15 protein-coding genes and 1 pseudogene are annotated in these 15,821 nt (G+C 70.9%); 4 read left to right on the top strand and 12 right to left on the bottom strand.

The annotated features are described in order from the left end of the window. Positions 1 to 231 precede the first annotated feature (231 nt). From ACZ53N_RS00785 to ACZ53N_RS00770, 4 genes are all read right to left on the bottom strand, one after another. Positions 232 to 3,036 carry a polynucleotide kinase-phosphatase gene (locus ACZ53N_RS00785; RefSeq protein ID WP_469138826.1) on the bottom strand — a complete coding sequence of 935 codons (2,805 nt, stop codon included), beginning with the start codon at positions 3,034 to 3,036 and terminating at the stop codon, positions 232 to 234. Continuing rightward, entirely contained in the window at positions 3,033 to 4,517 is a 1,485-nt protein-coding gene (locus ACZ53N_RS00780) for a 3' terminal RNA ribose 2'-O-methyltransferase Hen1 (protein WP_469138825.1), read from the bottom strand. The genes ACZ53N_RS00785 and ACZ53N_RS00780 overlap by 4 nt, the downstream gene beginning before the upstream one ends. Positions 4,518 to 4,551: 34 nt before the next feature. Beyond that, on the bottom strand, positions 4,552 to 5,556 hold the full coding sequence (mmuM, locus tag ACZ53N_RS00775) for a homocysteine S-methyltransferase (protein ID WP_469138824.1): 1,005 nt from the start codon (positions 5,554 to 5,556) through the stop codon (positions 4,552 to 4,554). Positions 5,557 to 5,628: 72 nt separating this feature from the next. Further along, positions 5,629 to 6,552: an LLM class F420-dependent oxidoreductase gene (locus tag ACZ53N_RS00770; protein WP_365369438.1), complete on the bottom strand. Its 924-nt coding sequence runs from the start codon at positions 6,550 to 6,552 to the stop codon at positions 5,629 to 5,631. A 248-nt stretch (positions 6,553 to 6,800) separates the two neighbouring features. Here ACZ53N_RS00770 and ACZ53N_RS00765 point away from each other — a divergent pair, with 248 nt between their 5' ends. Further along, positions 6,801 to 6,977, top strand: a complete 177-nt coding sequence (locus ACZ53N_RS00765; RefSeq protein WP_365209368.1) for a hypothetical protein — start codon at positions 6,801 to 6,803, stop codon at positions 6,975 to 6,977. A gap of 227 nt (positions 6,978 to 7,204) precedes the next feature. Here the strand turns inward: ACZ53N_RS00765 and ACZ53N_RS00760 are convergent, their stop codons facing one another. The 4 genes from ACZ53N_RS00760 to ACZ53N_RS00745 all read right to left on the bottom strand — a co-directional run bounded on the left by ACZ53N_RS00760 (position 7,205) and on the right by ACZ53N_RS00745 (position 9,830). Beyond that, positions 7,205 to 7,654 carry a DUF6099 family protein gene (locus tag ACZ53N_RS00760; protein ID WP_469138823.1) on the bottom strand — a complete coding sequence of 150 codons (450 nt, stop codon included), beginning with the start codon at positions 7,652 to 7,654 and terminating at the stop codon, positions 7,205 to 7,207. A gap of 128 nt (positions 7,655 to 7,782) precedes the next feature. Beyond that, entirely contained in the window at positions 7,783 to 8,154 is a 372-nt protein-coding gene (locus tag ACZ53N_RS00755) for a nucleotide pyrophosphohydrolase (protein ID WP_469138822.1), read from the bottom strand. After that, a complete protein-coding gene (locus tag ACZ53N_RS00750) occupies positions 8,151 to 9,398 on the bottom strand; it encodes an AAA family ATPase (RefSeq protein WP_469138821.1) in 1,248 nt (415 codons plus the stop codon). Before ACZ53N_RS00750 ends, ACZ53N_RS00755 begins: the two co-directional genes overlap by 4 nt. 24 nt (positions 9,399 to 9,422) lie before the next feature. Beyond that, a complete protein-coding gene (locus ACZ53N_RS00745) occupies positions 9,423 to 9,830 on the bottom strand; it encodes a cell division protein SepF (protein WP_130881744.1) in 408 nt (135 codons plus the stop codon). Positions 9,831 to 10,128: 298 nt separating this feature from the next. Here ACZ53N_RS00745 and ACZ53N_RS00740 point away from each other — a divergent pair. Beyond that, positions 10,129 to 10,679 (top strand): annotated as a pseudogene (locus tag ACZ53N_RS00740) (nucleotidyltransferase domain-containing protein). A gap of 203 nt (positions 10,680 to 10,882) precedes the next feature. On the opposite strand, the gene ACZ53N_RS00735 reads toward ACZ53N_RS00740, so the two are convergent. The 3 genes from ACZ53N_RS00735 to ACZ53N_RS00725 are packed head-to-tail and all read right to left on the bottom strand — an operon-like array spanning position 10,883 to position 13,493. Further along, the gene (locus ACZ53N_RS00735) at positions 10,883 to 11,821 is read right to left on the bottom strand and encodes an FAD-dependent oxidoreductase (RefSeq protein WP_469138820.1); all 939 of its coding nucleotides are present in this window, start codon (positions 11,819 to 11,821) and stop codon (positions 10,883 to 10,885) included. Between the two features lie 4 nt (positions 11,822 to 11,825). Further along, entirely contained in the window at positions 11,826 to 12,395 is a 570-nt protein-coding gene (locus ACZ53N_RS00730; protein WP_469138819.1) for a cysteine hydrolase family protein, read from the bottom strand. A gap of 24 nt (positions 12,396 to 12,419) precedes the next feature. Beyond that, positions 12,420 to 13,493 (bottom strand): helix-turn-helix domain-containing protein, encoded by a 1,074-nt coding sequence (locus tag ACZ53N_RS00725; protein WP_469139026.1) that lies wholly within the window; start codon positions 13,491 to 13,493, stop codon positions 12,420 to 12,422. A 274-nt stretch (positions 13,494 to 13,767) separates the two neighbouring features. On the opposite strand from ACZ53N_RS00725, the gene ACZ53N_RS00720 reads away from it, so the two are divergent. Together ACZ53N_RS00720 and ACZ53N_RS00715 are read left to right on the top strand one after the other, a co-directional pair. Then, positions 13,768 to 14,235: an NUDIX hydrolase gene (locus ACZ53N_RS00720; protein WP_469138818.1), complete on the top strand. Its 468-nt coding sequence runs from the start codon at positions 13,768 to 13,770 to the stop codon at positions 14,233 to 14,235. A 3-nt stretch (positions 14,236 to 14,238) separates the two neighbouring features. Beyond that, complete coding sequence (locus ACZ53N_RS00715) at positions 14,239 to 14,610, top strand: hypothetical protein (protein WP_469138817.1); 372 nt, start codon at positions 14,239 to 14,241, stop codon at positions 14,608 to 14,610. A 542-nt stretch (positions 14,611 to 15,152) separates the two neighbouring features. Here the strand turns inward: ACZ53N_RS00715 and ACZ53N_RS00710 are convergent. Next, the gene (locus tag ACZ53N_RS00710; RefSeq protein WP_469138816.1) at positions 15,153 to 15,434 is read right to left on the bottom strand and encodes a hypothetical protein; all 282 of its coding nucleotides are present in this window, start codon (positions 15,432 to 15,434) and stop codon (positions 15,153 to 15,155) included. Positions 15,435 to 15,821 lie beyond the last annotated feature (387 nt).

Genomic DNA, 15,821 nt, shown 5'->3' with positions numbered 1-15,821 from the left:
CCTGGCCCCATCGCACCGTGATCACTCGGCACCCGGGGCGCGGAAGCTGTCGTGGCGGGTGGTACGGGTCTGCGTCCTCCGCAGCACCGCCGCGCGGCGGAGTCCTCGAACGACCGGACGGGCTGTGCGGCTGAGCTCAGCCGAATCAAGCCCGTCCGGCGCTTGAGGACGCGCCCGCAGGGCGCCCGCCGCCGCAGGGCGGGCACAGCCGGGGGGGCCGCCGGACGCGGCCTACAGCCGGGGGTCCACCGGCTCGGACTCCAGGGCGAGGACGGCGAAGACCGCCTCGTGGACGCGCCACAGCGGCTCCCCGGCCGCGAGCCGGTCCAGCGCCTCCAGGCCGAGTGCGTACTCCCGCAGGGCGAGCGAGCGCTTGTGGCCGAGGTGGCGTACGCGCAGCCGGGCGAGGTTGTCCGGGCGGGTGTACTCCGGGCCGTAGATGATCCGCAGGTACTCCCGGCCGCGGCACTTGATTCCCGGCTGCACGAGCCGGCCGTCGGCACCCCGCAGCAGCGCGCCGAGGGGCTTGACGACCATCCCCTCGCCACCGGCGGCGGTCAGCTCCAGCCACCAGCGCACGCCCGCGGCGACGGACTCCTCGTCCTCGGTGTCGACGACCAGCCGGCCGGTGGGGGCGAGCAGGCGGTTCAGATAGGTGCCGTCTCCCTCGGCGGGCGAGGCTTCCAGGGAGGCCTCGGCCTCGATCAGGCGGTCGATCAGCGCGAGCTGCTCGTCGTGCGGGAGCGCGGCGAGGCTGCGCCCCCGGGCGGCCAGGATCTGGAACGGGGCCAGGCGGATGCCGTCCAGACCGTCCGTGCCCCCGGAGCCGGAACCGGCCTCGGCCCGTCCCGGACGTCCGGGCGTCGGCTCCTCGCTCTCACCCGGCCAGCCGCGTGTGGTGTCACCGACCGGCCAGCAGTAACGCCCGTAGGCCTCGGTGAACGCCTCGGCGTTCTCGGCCCGCTCGCGCTGACGGCCGAGCAGATCCGCGACGTCCACACCACGGGCCGCGGCGGACTCCAGGGCGGTGAGCACGCCGGGGAAGACCGTACGGGCGGCCGCGCCGACGGCCGCGTACTGGTTGCGCAGCAGGCCCGCGGCCTTGAGCGACCAGGGCATCAGCTCGGCGTCCAGCAGCAGCCAGTCCGTGTCGAGCTCCGCCCACAAGCCCGCCGCGTCGACGCAGCGGCGCAGCCGGCCGAGGACGCGCTCGGTCATCTCCGGGTCGTCGAAGAACGGCCGTCCGGTGCGCGTGTACAACGCCCCGGAGGCGCCTCCGGGGGCACCTTCGGGGACTTCGGGGGCGCCGAACCGCTCGCGGGCCACGTCCGCGTCACGGCAGACGAGGACCACGGCGCGCGAGCCCATGTGCTTCTCCTCGCAGACGACCTGGCGCACACCGTCGGCGCGGTAGGCGGCGAAGGCCTCCGCGGGGTGCTCCAGATAGCCCTCCTCCTTGGACGTCGCGCAGGGCGCCATGGTCGGCGGGAGGTAGGTGAGCAGCCGGGGGTCGATCGCGAAGCGGCTCATGACCTCCAGGGCCGCCGCCGCGTTCTCCTCCTTCACGGCGATGCGGCCCATGTGGCGGGTCTCCACGGACCGGCGGCCCGTGACGTCGGCGAGGTCGAGCGGGCGCCCGTCGGCGCCGCCCGGCGCCTCGCTCGCGAGCGGCTTCGTCGGCTCGTACCAGACGCGCTCGGCGGGCACGTCGACCAGCTCGCGCTCGGGCCAGCGCAGGGCGGTCATCCGGCCGCCGAAGACGGCGCCCGTGTCGAGGCAGATGGTGTTGTTGAGCCAGGTGGCCGAAGGGGTCGGGGTGTGGCCGTAGACCACGGCGGCACGGCCGCGGTAGTCCTCGGCCCAGGGGTAGCGCACGGGCAGGCCGAACTCGTCGGTCTCGCCGGTCGTGTCGCCGTACAGGGCGTGCGAGCGGACCCGGCCGGAGGTGCGACCGTGGTACTTCTCGGGCAGCCCGGCGTGGCAGACGACGAGCGCACCACCGTCGAGGACGTAGTGGCTGACGAGGGACTCGATGAACTCCCGCACCCGGGCGCGGAAGTCCGGGTCGGCGGCGTCCTCACGCTCCAGCTGCTCGATCGTCTCGGCGAGGCCGTGGGAGTGCTGGACCTTGCGGCCGCTCAGGTAACGGCCGAGCTTGTTCTCGTGGTTGCCGGGGACGCACAGGGCGTGCCCGGCGGCGACCATGCCCATGACGAGGCGCAGCACACCGGGGCTGTCGGGTCCGCGGTCGACCAGGTCGCCGACGAAGACGGCGGTGCGCCCGTCGGGATGCGCGGCGTCCACCGGGCGGCCGGCGTCGTCGCGGGTCAGTGCGTAGCCCAGCTCGATGAGCAGGGTCTCCAGCTCGGACCGGCAGCCGTGGATGTCGCCGACGATGTCGAACGGGCCGGTGACGTGCCGCAGGTCGTTGAAGCGGCGCTCGCGGACGATCTCGGCGGCGTCGGTCTCCGCGGCGCCCCGCAGGACGTGCACCTTGCGGAACCCCTCGCGCTCCAGATGGCGCAGGGAGCGGCGCAGCTCGCGCTGGTGACGCTGGATGACGCGGCGCGGCAGCCCGGCCCGGTCGGGGCGGGCGGCGTTGCGCTCGGCGCAGATCTGCTCGGGGATGTCGAGGACGATCGCGACGGGCAGCACGTCGTACTGGCGGGCCAGGGCCACGAGCTGCTTGCGGGCCTCGGGCTGGACGTTCGTCGCGTCGACGACGGTGAGCCGTCCGGCGGCGAGCCGCTTGCCCGCGATGTAGTGCAGGACGTCGAAGGCGTCACCGCTGGCGCTCTGGTCGTTCTCGTCGTCGCTGACCAGGGCGCGGCAGAAGTCGGAGGAGACGACCTCGGTGGGCTTGAAGTGCCGGGCGGCGAAGGTGGACTTGCCGGATCCGGTGGCGCCGACGAGCACCACGAGGGACAGGTCGGGTACGGCGAGCGTGCGGTGGCCGGGGGTGGGGGCCGGGGTCGGTGTCGGGTTTGGAGTCGGGCCCGGGGCCGGGGTCGGGGTGGGGCCGTTCAGCGCGTTCATACCGCCTTCGCCTCCTTCGCGGTCTCGGTGTGTGGGGTGTTACGGGTCGGGGTGTCGCTCTTCAGCTTGTGGAAGACCGCCATCTGGGTGGGCGGCCCTACGTCCGGGTCGTCGGGGCCCACCGGGGCGAACTCCACTGCGTATCCGTGTCGTTCGGCGACCGTGCCCGCCCAGGCGCGGAACTCCTCACGGTTCCACTCGAAGCGGTGGTCCGCGTGCCGGACGTGTCCGGCGGGCAGGGATTCCCAGCGGACGTTGTATTCCACGTTGGGCGTGGTCACCACGACCGTCGCGGGCCGGGCAGCGCCGAACACGGCGTACTCCAGGGCGGGCAGCCGGGGCAGGTCGAGGTGCTCGATGACCTCGCTGAGCACAGCCGCGTCATACCCGGTGAGCCGACGGTCGGTGTAGGCGAGCGAACCCTGCAGCAGCCGCACCCGCGCCGACTGGCGCTCGGTCATGCGCTCCAGCCGCAGCCGTCGCGATGCCTCCTTGAGCGCGCGCATCGAGACGTCGACTCCGACGATCTCGGTGAACCGGGTGTCCTTGAGCAGCTCCCCCACCAGCTGGCCCTGCCCGCACCCGAGGTCGAGCACGCGCTCCGCACCGGCCGCGCGCAGGGCGCCGAGGATCGCCTCCCGTCGCCGCACGGCCAGCGGCACCGGCTTCTCCTCGGTGTCCGCCTCCTCGTCGACGGCGTTGTCGAGCTCTTCGGCCTCGGCATCGTCCGCCTCGGCGAGCCGGGCGAGGGCATCGCGGGTGAGCGACCAGCGGCGGGCGAGATAGCGGCTCGTGATGAGCCGCTGCTCGGGGTGGCTCTCCAACCAGCCGGCACCGGCGCGCAGCAGCTTCTCCACCTCGTCGGGCGACACCCAGTAGTGCTTGGCGTCGTCCAGCACCGGCAGCAACACGTACAGATGCCGCAGCGCGTCCGCGAGCGGCAGCTCACCCTCCAGCACCAGCTGTACGTAGCGCGAGTCGCCCCACTCGGGGAACCGTGCGTCCAGCTCCACCGGCCGGGCCGTGACCGCCCAGCCCAGCGGCTCGAAGAGCCGCCCCACCAGCCCGGCGCCGCCCCGGGCGGGCAGCACGGGCACCTCGATGCGCAGGGGCATCGGCGTGCCCGGCAGCTCCGGCCGGGCGGTGCACTGCCCCTTGAGGGCGCTGGAGAAGACGGCGGCGAGCGCCACCGCCAGCAGCGAGGACGCCGCGTACGGCCGGTCGTTGACGTACTGCGCCAGCGCCGAGTCGGGGGCACCGCCGCGGCCTTGGCCCTTGCTCCTGCGCACCAGAGCCACGGGGTCGATCTCCAGCAGCAGCGCCGCCGTGCAGCGCTCCGCCGTCGCCTCGGGGTAGAGGACGTGCGCGGTGCCGTGGGAGGTCGAGAACCGCTGCGCCCGGTCAGGGTGTTTGTGCAGCAGAAACCCGAGATCGGTCGCGGGAGCCCCGGCCGTGCCGGTGGTACTTATCGTCAGGAACACGCGACCGAGTATCGCCGGACGCGTCCGGCGACTGCTATCCGTTTTCGGGACGGTGAGTTTCGGGGCGGTGAGCTTCGGGGTGGCGAGGCACCTCCCTGTCGTCCCCCGTCTCGAGGAGACGGGCCAACCCCGCGATCCGGTCCGGGCCGACCCGGCAGCAGCCACCGATGAGCCGCGCCCCAGCCGCCTGCCACGCCCCCACTCGTTCGGGGTCGAAGGTGGAACGTCCCCGCCAGTCCCGTGCCCGCGCATCCCACTCCTCCCCACTGTTCGGATAGACCACCACCGGCTTCCCGGTGGTCCGCGCCGCGATCTCCACGGCCCGGTCGACATCACGCGGCTCACAGCAGTTGACGCCCACGGCGATGACCTGGTCGTCGTCCGCGGCGAGCGCGAACGCCTCGGCGAGCGACTGCCCCGCCCGGGTCCGCTCCCCCACGACGGTGTACGACAGCCATACGGGCACCCCGCACCCCCGCACCGCCGCCAGCAGCGCCCGCGCCTCGTCTGTGTCCGGCACGGTCTCCAGCGCGAGCACGTCCGGCCCGGCCGCCACCAGGGCCTCGATCCGGGGCCGGTGGAAGCGCTCCAGCTCGCCGACGCTCAGCCCGTACCGCCCGCGGTACTCGCTGCCGTCCGCGAGCATCGCCCCGTACGGGCCCACGGACGCGGCGACCCACACCTCTTGCCCGGCCCGCGCGCCCTCCCCAGCCCCCGTGGCCCGCCGCGCGAGCTCCACGCTCCGCCGCAGCAGGGCCGCGGCCTCCTCCGGCCCCAGGCCACGCCGGGCGAACCCCTCGAACGTGGCCTGGTAGCTGGAGGTGATCAGCACCCGCGCGCCCGCCCGTACGTATGCCGCGTGCGCCTGCTCGATCTGCCCCGGATCGGCGGCGAGCAGCCGCGCCGACCACAGCTCGTCGGACAGGTCACAGCCCTGCGCCGCCAGTTGGTTGGACAAGCCGCCGTCCAGGACGAGCGGTCCACGCGCGAGCGCGGTGGCGAGCGGCGTGCTGGGGGCGGGGGCGGTGGCGGCTGTCACCGGCTGCTCCTCGGGTGCGGTGGGCGGCGGCTGGCCGGCGGGCGACAGCCGGCGCGGGGCGACGGGCGGGGGTCAGCCCAACTGGGGCTGTACCTGTGAGGAAATCAGCTCCAGCTGGTCGAGGTCGTCGAGGTCCAGAATCTGGAAGTAGATCCGGGACGAACCGATCGCCGCGTACCGGCCGATCTTGTCGACCACCTCGGCCGGCGAGCCCGCCAGCCCGTTCGCCTTGAGCTCGGCCACTTCCCGGCCGATGACCGCCGCCCGGCGCGCCACCTCGGCGTCGTCCTTGCCGACGCAGGCCACCAGGGCGTTGGAGTAGACCAGCTCCTCCCCCTTGCGGCCGATCACCTCGGCGGCCGCCCGCACCCGGCCGAACTGCCGCTCGCTGTCCTCGATGGAGGCGAAGGGGATGTTGAACTCGTCGGCGTACTTCGCGGCGAGCCTCGGCGTACGCGTCGCGCCGTGACCACCGATCAGCACCGGCACCTTGGTCTGGGCGGGCTTGGGCAGTGCCGGGGAGTCGGCGAGCTGGTAGTAGGAGCCGTCGAACGTGAACGTCTTGCCCTGCTCCGTCTCCCAGAGCCCCGTGATGATCTCCAGCTGCTCCTCAAGCCGCCCGAACTTCTCCTTCGGGAACGGGATGCCGTACGCCCGGTGCTCCTCCTCGAACCAGCCCGCGCCCAGCCCCAACTCGACCCGGCCGCCCGACATCTGGTCGACCTGCGCCACCTGGATGGCGAGCACCCCGGGCAGTCGGAAGGTGCCGGCGGTCATCAGCGTGCCGAGCCGGATCCGGCTGGTCTCACGGGCGAGGCCCGCGAGGGTGATCCAGGCGTCGGTCGGCCCGGGCAGCCCGTCGGCGGAGCCCATGGCCAGATAGTGGTCGGAACGGAAGAAGGCGTCGAAGCCGAGGTCCTCGGTGGCCTTGGCGACGGTGAGCAAGGTCTCATAGCTCGCCCCTTGCTGGGGCTCGGTGAAGATGCGCAGATCCATGCCTCCATCCTGCACTCCCGGGCCCGCGTCAACCGCCCGCCACCTCCTTCGCCCCACCCTCCCCAGTCGGGTGAAATTCCGTCACGCCCGCCGGGCGGCGCGGCACCCGCCAGTGTCCCGGCGCGCCCGGTGATCGTTGGCTCGGGCGGAGCCGGACCGCCCGGCCCGCGCACCGGTGTTCGTCGCCGGAGGCGACGATCGCGACACCGCCCGCCCGCACCGGGTGGGCCGGGGCCCAGGAGGCCGCGATGACCCAGGAAACCGTGCCCGAAGAGGCGCCACCACCACAGGCCGCTCCACAGCCGCAGGGTCCACCCAAAGGCCTGCTGCAGCAGATGGAGGAGCTGATGGCGGCGCTGACCGCCGATCTGTCGCAGCTCGACGCCGAACTCCAGTCCTCCGGCGAGCGCCCGTCGTCCGATTGACGGCGGTCGCTGAGCCCGCAAGGGCCGTTGCGGTCGCCGCGTGAGCGGCAAGCAGCGGCCGATGCGTCCGGCACCCCGGCCGCTGACACGGTCGGCCGACCGGCCGACGCTCCGGCCGACGACCGTGGCGCCCGTCCCGTCCATTGACCGCAGGGAGCCGTAGGCGGACCGCCGGGAGCCGTGGCCACCGACGTCGTCGCGCCTTCCGCGAGTGTTGACGTTGCGCGTCATGCCGCTCCTCCTCGCTCCCTCAGCGCGAGCCGCCTTTGCAGACCGCGCACCCGGTCACTCGTCTCGTCGGCGGCGTCTATCGCCTCGATGCACTGCCAGTACAGGCCGTCCTCCTCGGAGGCGCAGGCGACGCCGACCAGCGCTATGCCCACCTCGCCGAGGAGTCCGCCCAGCGCCGTCAACACCATCCAGGGGTCGCGCACTTCCGACAGCTGCGCCGCCCGTAAGACTCCCTCGCGCGCCGAGCCCTGGTGCAGCGCACCGTAGGCCCGGCCTCCCGCCTCGCTCAGACCGCCGGCCGCCGCACGGGCCTCGAAGGGGCCGTGCACCGCGAGATGACCACCGATCGCTTCCGCCAGTGCCTGTGTCTGCCATGCCTCGATGACGATGTCCTGCACCGCCCTGGCCTGCGCCAGGGCGAGCCGGGTGGCTCTGATGAGTCGCATTGCCTCCATGCCCGGTCCCCCACTTTCCCGCCTGCCCGCTCCTCACTACCCAGAGTGATGACTAACCGCCGGAAAAGCCAGGGGAATTCAGAAATCTGTGGATACCAGATGCGCTGTGGATATCTCAATCACTCCGGAGAGTGACGAGAGCCCTTGTCGGACCGCGATCCCGCCGCCGAACCCCCCACCGGGAACCGGCTCTCATTGCGGTCGATCTTCGCGGAGAGCGCCGCCAGCGGGTCGATCCCGAGGACCTCGCAGAACTGCAACAGATAGGCCAGGACGTCGGCGACCTCGTCCTCCACCCGACCCGCCGTCTCGGGGGCGTCCATCACCCGCGCCGACTGCTCCGGCGTCAGCCACTGGAAGATCTCGACCAGTTCGGACGCCTCGACGCTGAGCGCGGCGGCGAGGTTCTTGGGCGTGTGGAAGGGCTGCCAGTCGCGCGCCGCGGCGAACGCGGCCAGCCTCTGCTGCAAGGTCTTGAGATCTTCGGTCACGTCCCCAGGTCTACCACCGTCGCTCCCGCCGCCCGCGCCGCCTCCTCCGCCACTGCCCCGCGCACCGTGCCCACCAGCCGGATGTGCCCCCGCTCGCACATGCGCGCTGCCAGTCCCACCAGTTCCCGGGCCTGCCGCTCGTCCAGGCACCGGTCGAGCCCGTCCGCCAGCACGGTCAGCGTCTGCAGCGCCGGCAGCACCTCGGCCGCCTGGTCGACGGCCAGCACCCCGGGCCCGGTCAACAGGACGAGGCAATGGGCCAGGTAGCGCAGTTCCCCGTCCGCCAGCCGCTCCAAGGGCGTCGTCGCACCCGCCTTCCGGGCCAGCACGGCCCGTAAGAAGCCGCCGTCCAATTCCTCGACCGTCAGCCCTTCGACCGGCCCCCGACACCCCGCGCCGGCCGCGGTGACCAGCAGTCCGTGCCGGATGGCGCACTCATGACGGGTGCGCCCCAGGACCGCCGCGACGTTGTCGCAGGCACCCCGCAGCATCCCGTCGCGGGCGGCGGCCGGCATGCGCATCAGCTCCGGCCGGGGGTCGCAGGGGAAGACGGAGCGCAACGCGACCACCACCTGCTCGGCTGCGTCGAGGACCATCCGCTGCCCCGCCGCCTTGCCCGCGACCCGCAGGGGCAGCAGCGAGGTGCCGAGCCGGTCGTCGGGCAGGGGCGCACGGGTGACGGGCACCGCGCCCGCGGTGTGCCAGACGGCCTCGACCGTCCGCAGCCCCGGGTCACGCAGCGCGGTGGACAGCAGAGTCTCCCCGAAACCGGTCAGCCGCTCACCGACGACCCGCAGCACGGGCTCGGCCTGCACGGCCACATCCAGCCGCACCGGCCCCGCCGGGCCCGTGACCGTACAGCCGATCCGGAAGCCGCGCCGCCCTTGCGCGTCGGGCCGGGCCTGCTGGGGCACACACGCGGAAGGTCCACCGGCCACGGGGGCGAGGGCCTCTTCGAGCGTGTCGCCGCCCGCGAGCCGCGCGAGGACTTCGTATCCCTGGAGGGCATTGGATTTGCCGCTGCCGCTTCCTCCTCTGAAGAGGGTCAGCGGTCCGAGCGGGAAGACGGCGTTGCGATGCGACTTGAAAGCGGACAGCCGCAGTTCGGTCACTGCGGGTCGCTGAGGAAGCCGAGAAGCCTGCTGAGGAACTTGAGGGGGTTGAGAAACTTGCTGTGGGAGCTGAGAAGCCTGTGGAAGCTGAGAAGGGGGGCCGGCGGCCGGTCGGGCACAGCTTGCGTCCATGCCCGGACCGTATGCGGCTACCGGTCAGCCAAACCGTTTCATCTGATCACTTTTCCTACGATCGGGGTATCCCGATGCCACCTCGGTCCCCTCGGGGGCCAACAGGAAGACATTGGTGTCGACACGGTGCATACCGCTGCCCAGACCGAAGACGACACCGCTGGAGAAGTCGAGAATCCGCTTGGCGACATCGGAGTCGGCGCTGGTGAGATCCAGCAGCACCGGGACCCGCGCGATCAGATACTCGGCGACCTCACGCGCGTCCGCGAAGATCTGGACACGCAGAACGACGAGCTGACGCCGATTCGGCTCCGGCTCCTCCTCGGGCAGCGCCCGATGATTGGGCCAGGACGGCCATGCGTGATGACCGCGCAACGGAACGACCTCGGCCAGGCCCTCCCACTGCTCGTCTGTGGCCTCGGACCTGTTCACCGGACCACCCCTCCGGGGAACGTGCTGGCTATGTACATCCCACAATCCTAGGGACAATCGCGAGCCACTACGCCGAATGACACGCACCGGTCCCGCCTTCGGCGACGAATCGGGACATGGCGCGGATCACGTGATGACAGACGGGGGCGGGGCTGGTCGGTGGACGCCGCCCGCGTCGCTCCGCTGTCGGCCCACATTGGGCTCCCCCGTTCCAGAGGCTGATCGCTGAGAGTATGGGCGGGTGAGTGTTCATGCATTGGGACGCTGGGCGCCGGATCGTCCCGAGGATGTGGCCGCGGTGTTCGCAAGGGCGGGCTTCCCGTGGTGGATCGCCGGCGGATACGCGATCGAGCTCGCGGTCGGCCGTGACCTGCGCCCGCACGGCGACATCGACGTCCTCGTCCTCCGCCGCGACCAGGCCCGCGTACGTGATCTCCTGGCCGACTGGGACCTGTACGTGGCGGACCCTCCTGGCCAGGGGAAGCTGCGACCGTGGCGCCCCACGGAAACCCTTCGGCCGCCGCTCCACGACATCTGGTGCCGCCGTGCGGCGGAGGCTCCCTGGTCCATGCAGCTCATGTTGGACGAGGCCGAGGGCACCCAGTGGGTCTCACGGCGCAGTCCGGAGATCCGGCTCCCTGTCGGCAGGCTCGGTCGCATGAGCGATACGGGTGTCCCGTACCTCACACCGGAGGTCCAGAGGAGTCCCGGGGCAAGGACGAGACCGATTTCGACGCGGCACTGCCGCTGCTGGACGAGTCAGCACGAGCCTGGTTGGCCGACGCGATCAAGGTGATCGCGCCTACCCACCCCTGGCTCCGCCGGCTCCTGCCGGTCAGCCGAACGTGAGCCCTGGGCCTCATGCACTGCGGCCTGTTCGGGGAGCGATCTTCACTGCCGGGAACTGCTATGAGAGTGCTCCTTCGGCCACGCGCCGCCGAACGAGAAGGAAACGCACGTCCTGAACGACGGCGGCGGTAACCGCTGCCTCGGCCTCGCTGCACCGAAATCCTCTTCTACGCGTCATCGACACCGCATCGCGCTGAGGTGTCTCAGCCCTTGGCAAGCAAATCCCTGGCCGCGTAGTAGGCGTGCAGCGCGGCCTCGCTGCCGGATCCCAGGGCGGTCATGATCCGTTGGAAGCGGGCCGACCGGAGGTCGCCGGCCACGATGATGCGGGGGTGTTGGTCGGCCGCCGGGCAATATCCGTCCGCACTGCGGATCAGGTCACCGGACGGGGCGGTGGGCGCGCTACCGATGCTGAGGTAGGCGGCCTCGACCGTGACCGCGTGCCGTGCGCCGTCCAAGCCCACCGCTTCCGCTGTCACCGTGGTCCCTTCACCAGGACTCAACGTCAGGTGCTTGACAGGCAGAAGTGTGACGCGGGGGTCCTCGCGGACCTCCTCGATCTTGTACTCGTCGGCCGCCGGGTACGCCACGAGCAGACGGGTGTCGGTGGTCGGGTTGGCACGCAGGAAGGTGCCGATGGGGCGGTCGCCGCCGAGGACCAGGAGTGTGTGGCCCTCGACGTCGTCCGCCTCGGCCTGCCAGAACGGGGCCAGGGTGAGGCCGTCGGGGGCGGTGATCCAGGCGACGTCGCGGGGCTGGAGGGGGCCGACGCCGGTGGCAACGATGGCGTAGGGAGCGGTGAGACGCGTGCCGGAGTCGAGGGTGGCGGTGACGTAGTCATCGACGGCGCGGAGTTCGGTTACGTGCCGTCCCAGTTCGAGGCGGCACAGCTCCGTGCTCTTCAGTTCCGTGGCGATGGAGTCGGCGAGCTCGGAGCCACTGGCGTAACCGCCGAGGACGTTATTCAGGGCCGGGATGCGGTAGAGGTTGCGGCAGAGCACGTCCGGCTCGATCAGGATCGAGCGCATGCCGACGCTGGCGGCCATGCGGGCGGCGGCGCAGCCGGCCGGGCCACCACCGATGATGAGCAGGTCTGTGTCGAGGTTGGCGAGCGAACCGGTGCAGGACGGCGTGTCGGCCATTGGGCTATTCCAGCACTGCGGCCCCGGCGTACGCAGTGAGTTGTCCCACCACGTCTTCCCTGGTGACGAGTTGGCCGGTTCCGATCAGACGGCGGGCGACAAGGAGGCCGGCGTCGTGGACGTCCGGGCCGGCGTCACTGGCGCAGCTGTCGGTGACGATCCAGGGAGCGTAGCCATGTTCGAAGGCGTCGGCTGCGGACTTCAGAACGCAGCTTTCGGTAGCGATTCCACAGAAGACGAGGCTGGTCCAGCCGGCCTGGCTGATCAGGTCGGTGGCCTCGGGAGTGAAGAGCGTGTACCCCGTCTTGTCAACGACCGCGTGTGCCCGAGCGGCGGCTCCGGTGAGCTCGGTGACGATGTCGGTTTCGGGCGGTTCCTGCAGCCGGTGCCACTGGAAGAAGCGCTCGTAGGGACTGTCCGGGTAGTTGAAATAGCGGGTGAAGATCACGGGCCGACCGGCGGCGGACCACTGGGCAACCAGGTCAGCGACCGCAGGCACGGCGTGGCAACTGTGGTGGTTGACGAAGCCGTCCTGCATGTCGATCACGACCAGCGCGGCGCTGCCGATATCCATCCTTACCTCTCCTGCCCCGTGTTCTCAGCCGACGCTCTCACGTAGAGCGTCCTGTGCGGCGCGCAGCCGTTCGACCAGTCCGCTCGTCTTCATGATGGCCTCCCGCATCAGGACGTGTTGCGCGGTTTCCTGAGCTCGGGCCGTCGTGAGCCGGGAGTAGGCGGCGCGCAGGAAGCGCCAGCCGTACTGCTCGGGCATGGAGGGGTCCTGACCGTTCTCGATCATCTGCTGGACGTGCCGGGTGAAGCACCACAGGGCCTGGACGGTCAGTTCGCAGGTGACCAGCTCATCGATGGTGAGGCTGCGCTCGCGGGAGTGGGGGGCGTAGGCGACGCCGGACCAGCCGGCGTAACCCGTGGAGACTCCACGTACGCCGAAAGACACGATGTCGGGATGGTCGAAGCCGGTGGCGAGGAACGACTCCTCGACCGAGCCGTCCAGGGGAGCGGGTCCACCTGGGGCACCGCGGTCGACCAGGACCGAGGGCGTGGACAGCAGGCGTAGGGCTGTGTCGTAGGCGCTTCCGGCCCAGGGGCCGGAAGCGAGCCAGTACAGGGAAAGCACGTACTCGGGGTTGGGGACCCTGCAGTGGTCCTCGTCCAAGAGGTCGCGGAGCTTCTCTCGTGCCCAAGGCAGGTCGGAAGCGTACGAGCGATAGCGCCAGACGGCGAGTTCGGTGAGCGCGGCGGGCTCATGTGGTTGGACGAGGTGGAAGACGGCTACCCCGCACGCGAATACGTGCAAGACGCAGTTTCGAGCTTCAGGGTGATCCACTCGGGCCGAGGAGGACTCCAGCCATGGGTGGTCCACGCTCAGTGTCATGTGTGCGCGGAGCTGGCGGGTGCGCTCGACGCCGACGAAGACCGGCAGGAACTTGTGGGAGTCGACTTCGATCCGGCCTGTGACGGGCTGAACAGCGCCGTTCGTCCCCAGGGCCGCCGCGAACCGTGCCTTCGCGCCGTCCGACGCCCGACCGAGTGCCGTGTCAAGGACGGCCTGGGATTCGACACGCGGCTGGTAATCCGCTCCCCCGCCTTCCCAGTTCGACACGGTCCGGTCACTGACACCCAGGTACGCGGCGAAATCCCGCAGGCTCATGCGCAGGGCGTCGCGTAACAGCCGGGCTTCCCGGCCGGACCATCGCTGCACTGTGACCACCGTCGTACCCCCTGTCCGCCGTCCGGTGAAACGCCGAAACCGTCAGCGTAGCCAGACATGTTCAGCAGTGGTGCGGCATTGCTGCAGCGCTCCTACCTCACGCCCTGCCACCAACCTCCGCCATGCTGAGTCCACCGAGCCGGGGCACGCCGACCGCCACCAGGCGGCCCTCCGCCCGTTCTCTCCTGTACCACGACCAGAAGGAGCAAACGGCATGACCGACGTCGTCAAGCGCAACGCCCGCGCCATCCTCCTCGACGGCGACGAGCTGGTGCTGATCAAGCGCACCAAGCCGGGGAGGGAGCCGTACTGGGTGTCGGTCGGTGGAGGGGTCGAGGAGGACGACGCAACCATCCAGGCGGCCCTGCGCCGCGAGGTGTTCGAGGAGCTGGGCGGCAAGCTGGAGCGCGCCGAGCTCGTTCACCTGATCACCGACGAAATGGAAGGCGGCGTCGGCGTGCAGCACATCTTCGCCGCACGCCTGGAGTCCATGGACCTGGCCGCGCGTACGGGTACGGAGTTCACCAAGCCGGAGCGGGGCGGGTACGAGGTGGTTCGGGTGCCGTTCACCGCCGAGGCCGTCCGTGAGCTGAACCTGATGCCGCCGGAGCTTGCCGAGTTCATCGCTACGAACACGGACGCGATCGTCTCCGTCCTCGACACCCAGATCCACGAGGCGTGAGCAATGACGCGGGCCCCAGACTTCGTCAGCCTCAACGGCCCCGACAACGTGGGCAAGACGACCCACCTGGTGCGGCTGGCCGAGCGGTGGAATGGCCTCCAGCCGCTGGGCGCGGTCCACGAGCACGACCCCGAGCCGTGGGCGCGGGTGGCGGCCGGCGACTACGCCCGGTGGTGGTTCGAGACGTCCACGACCGTCGAGCTGACCGAGCTGCTGCTTGCCGGTCACACCAAGCGAGCCGCCGCCCGCGAGTCCGGGCGTACGGGCCTGCTGTCCGCCAGGACCTCTCCCCCGCCGACTGGAAGACGGCCCGTGCCGAACTCCCCGATTCCCTCACCCTGCCCACCGTCGACCCGCGAGCCGTCCGCGGCCTGAAGTTCTCGGTGGCTCTCCCTCCCCGCATCGCCACCACCACCCTCGCCGAACGCCTTGCCGACCTCGACGGCGCCCTCGCCGTGGCCCGCGAGCCCGTACGGGTGGAACGGAGCTCCTGAACAACCCGGCACGCGGCCGGCCGGCCCTCAGCAACAACCACGGCCCCAGGACGGGGCGTCGTTCTTCATCGGTGCAGGAGGTTCCGATGGGCCGTGGACCGCTGGCTGACGAGCTGGTCGACGCCCTCGAACAGCTCACCCGCCGGTGGCGACCCCAGCCGGGTCGTGAACAAGCGGTCCTTCCTCTCAGCGGTCACTCATCCGCAGGCCGCGCTCAGGGAGCTCTGTGCCTACTCTCGCGGCGGAGGACCGCGGACGGTGACATAGCCGGGCGCACGAACCCGGCCGCATCGCCCCCTATGCAGTTCCGGCGGCGTGAGCCCGAGTCCCCGTAGAACTTTGGTTGGCGAAGCCCAAATCCCCTCCGTTCATAGCAGGCTGTCGCTGTCTCGCACCGTTCGCAGCAGAGCCGAGCCGCGTGGGCTATCGGTGCCGCCACAGAGCGTGAAGTTTCAGCACATCCATGGCCCATCTCTGCTGCAGCTCATCGTCAGATTCCGAAACTTCGCGTTCCAGAGAGAAGGCGACATGGCGGTCGAGCGGGTGCATCACATGGTCACCCACCACGATGAGCGCCGCGAGCAGTGGCTCGTCGGCAGGGGCGTCTTCGTCGACCCGTACCAGCAACTCTCCTTGGCCTTCGGGGGACAGCCATGGCAGCGCGTCGCCGAGCCGGTGCCGGATCGTGGACCAGGTGATGGTCACTCCCCAGCCATCGCGGTCTGGGCGAGGAACCCCCTGATCAGAGCACCCAGTTCACCAATCTGTTCACTGGTCAGCCGAGCAGGCTCGAGCGAAGGTCCCGCCTCCGGCTGAAGCTTCGAGCGGACAAGACTCTCTTGGTCCAGGCTTTGAACAGCAGGCTTGGAGGCATCACCTGTCGTGGGGTGCTGTGCGCAGCGTGACAACGTGCCTGCTCGCTACGCCATGCCTCTTCAAGTCGCTGCCTCGTCTCAGGCACCTCGAATCCGATGGCCCGCCTGATCCAAGGAAGAGGATCCCTCGGAGCGCAGGGGCTGGGTGCGCGACCCTCAACGGGCACCAACTGGCGAGACCAGGATCTCTTCCTCTCCGAACGCCTGCCGCTCGACT

This window comes from Streptomyces sp. NPDC033229 (assembly GCF_055576875.1).
This window is presented reverse-complemented; position numbering and strand designations above follow the sequence as displayed.

What these genes read in the sequence shown, in the direction of transcription:
- ACZ53N_RS00785 (WP_469138826.1), bottom strand. Translation starts at nt 3,036, where the DNA reads ATGAACGCGCTGAACGGCCCCACCCCGACCCCGGCCCCGGGCCCGACT.
- ACZ53N_RS00770 (WP_365369438.1), bottom strand. Translation starts at nt 6,552, where the DNA reads ATGGATCTGCGCATCTTCACCGAGCCCCAGCAAGGGGCGAGCTATGAG.
- ACZ53N_RS00765 (WP_365209368.1), top strand. Translation starts at nt 6,801, where the DNA reads ATGACCCAGGAAACCGTGCCCGAAGAGGCGCCACCACCACAGGCCGCT.
- ACZ53N_RS00760 (WP_469138823.1), bottom strand. Translation starts at nt 7,654, where the DNA reads ATGCGACTCATCAGAGCCACCCGGCTCGCCCTGGCGCAGGCCAGGGCG.
- ACZ53N_RS00750 (WP_469138821.1), bottom strand. Translation starts at nt 9,398, where the DNA reads ATGGACGCAAGCTGTGCCCGACCGGCCGCCGGCCCCCCTTCTCAGCTT.
- ACZ53N_RS00735 (WP_469138820.1), bottom strand. Translation starts at nt 11,821, where the DNA reads ATGGCCGACACGCCGTCCTGCACCGGTTCGCTCGCCAACCTCGACACA.
- ACZ53N_RS00730 (WP_469138819.1), bottom strand. Translation starts at nt 12,395, where the DNA reads ATGGATATCGGCAGCGCCGCGCTGGTCGTGATCGACATGCAGGACGGC.
- ACZ53N_RS00725 (WP_469139026.1), bottom strand. Translation starts at nt 13,493, where the DNA reads ATGAGCCTGCGGGATTTCGCCGCGTACCTGGGTGTCAGTGACCGGACC.
- ACZ53N_RS00720 (WP_469138818.1), top strand. Translation starts at nt 13,768, where the DNA reads ATGACCGACGTCGTCAAGCGCAACGCCCGCGCCATCCTCCTCGACGGC.
- ACZ53N_RS00715 (WP_469138817.1), top strand. Translation starts at nt 14,239, where the DNA reads ATGACGCGGGCCCCAGACTTCGTCAGCCTCAACGGCCCCGACAACGTG.